Below are 1,480 nucleotides of genomic sequence, written 5' to 3'. Positions count from 1 at the left end.
GGGTAGTTGACCACCTGAAAATCGGTAAAACCCTACACCCCACACCCCACACCCCACACCCTGCCCCCAAGAAAAACTTTTTGCCGCAAACCCTATATAGTGCATTTGAAAGAATTGAGCTTAACCCCACTCTAGAATTGCCTGTTTTAAGGCTCCTTCGGGCAAATTGGCGGGATCAAAAGAATCACCCGCTTCTATTCTGGCTAAAGCTTCAAAAAAAGCCCTCACACCACTGGCCGGTCCCGATGGGTGGTCCATAATTCCAGTTCCCGCATTGAGGATAACATTACGTCCGTAATCCCGAAGGACCTGGGGAACAATACCTGGACGAATGCCGGCCGAGGGAACCGGAAAAACGTTTCTATTGCGCAAAATATCGCGAATTTTGCCCTCCTCCTGGGGATCGAAGGGTAAACTACCGTAAGCGGCGGGATATAGCACCGCATCGGCTCCTGCGTGAGCCATCATCGTTCCCAAAACCACAGAATAGGCTAATCCCGTATCAGTACCGGCACACATCGCTCCGGCAAAGGCAGGATGGGCGAAAATAGGCACATCGATCGCCGGATCACTGGCTAAAGCTTCTAAAACGGAAAAACCGTAGGTAAGAACGTTTAATAACAGGGCATTAGCCCCATGTTTCACTAATAAACGGGCTTTTCTCTGCAATTCGTCCGCTTTTCCAGTGACATTGACCGCATAGAGAACATTTCTACCGGTTTGCTGCCGCACTTCCTCCAAAACCCGACGACAACAATCTAGGCGCTCGTGGGTGGGAGCCACGGGAAGATCCGCCATGATTTCATCATCTTTAATCACGTCTAAGCCAGCAAAAGCCACTTCTCGCAGGATATCGGCGTGATCTTGCGCCGATAGTCCTAAAGCGGGTTTAAAAATTGCCATCACTAGAGGTCGATCATAAACCCCCAAACGTTGCCTAATTCCGGTGATTCCCACCTTGGCTTTTGTGCCGTAGCTTTCGGGGAGATACACCCCCACCACTTTTCCTGCTCCAGCCATGGAATATTTGCCGAAAATCATGGTTAAAAGACTGGCGATGTCATTTTCAACGTTTATCTGGGGAAAACGCACCCTAGCCACCTTATAACCGTCTGCTTCCTCCCTGATCCCCACCACTTCCCCTAGGTGTTGTTGCAGCTGCTCTTGACGATGACTGTGGCGCTCGCTCCAAGTGCCGGCGGTTTGACCGATAGCGATCATTTTTGCCTGTTTTTCGGCATTAATAGCGGGAGGAAAGCGATAATCGACAATTATAGTCATAAAAGGTAAAAAAAGGGAGTGGGAATTATAAATTATAAATTATGAATTGGGGAATTGGGGAATTGGGGAATTGGGGAGGTGGGGAAGTGGGGAGCCTTTTTTCAGTAAACAGTAATGGGTGAAGTGAAAACTCACATCTGATAACTGATAACTGATAACTGATAACTGATAACTGATAACTGATAATGGCTTCGATCGG

At 48.4% G+C, this 1,480-nt stretch carries 1 protein-coding gene; it reads right to left on the bottom strand.

The annotated features are described in order from the left end of the window. Positions 1-120: 120 nt before the first annotated feature. Positions 121-1,281 (bottom strand): 2,3-diketo-5-methylthiopentyl-1-phosphate enolase, encoded by a 1,161-nt coding sequence (locus PX636_RS09490; RefSeq protein WP_002795526.1) that lies wholly within the window; start codon positions 1,279-1,281, stop codon positions 121-123. Between the last annotated feature and the right edge of the window lie 199 nt (positions 1,282-1,480).

Source organism: Microcystis sp. M53598_WE2 (genome assembly GCF_030067735.1).
Lineage (GTDB): Bacteria > Cyanobacteriota > Cyanobacteriia > Cyanobacteriales > Microcystaceae > Microcystis > Microcystis aeruginosa.
This window is presented reverse-complemented; position numbering and strand designations above follow the sequence as displayed.

Bases quoted from the DNA above. Each gene is read 5' to 3' on its own strand.
- PX636_RS09490 (WP_002795526.1), bottom strand. From the start codon at position 1,281: ATGACTATAATTGTCGATTATCGCTTTCCTCCCGCTATTAATGCCGAA.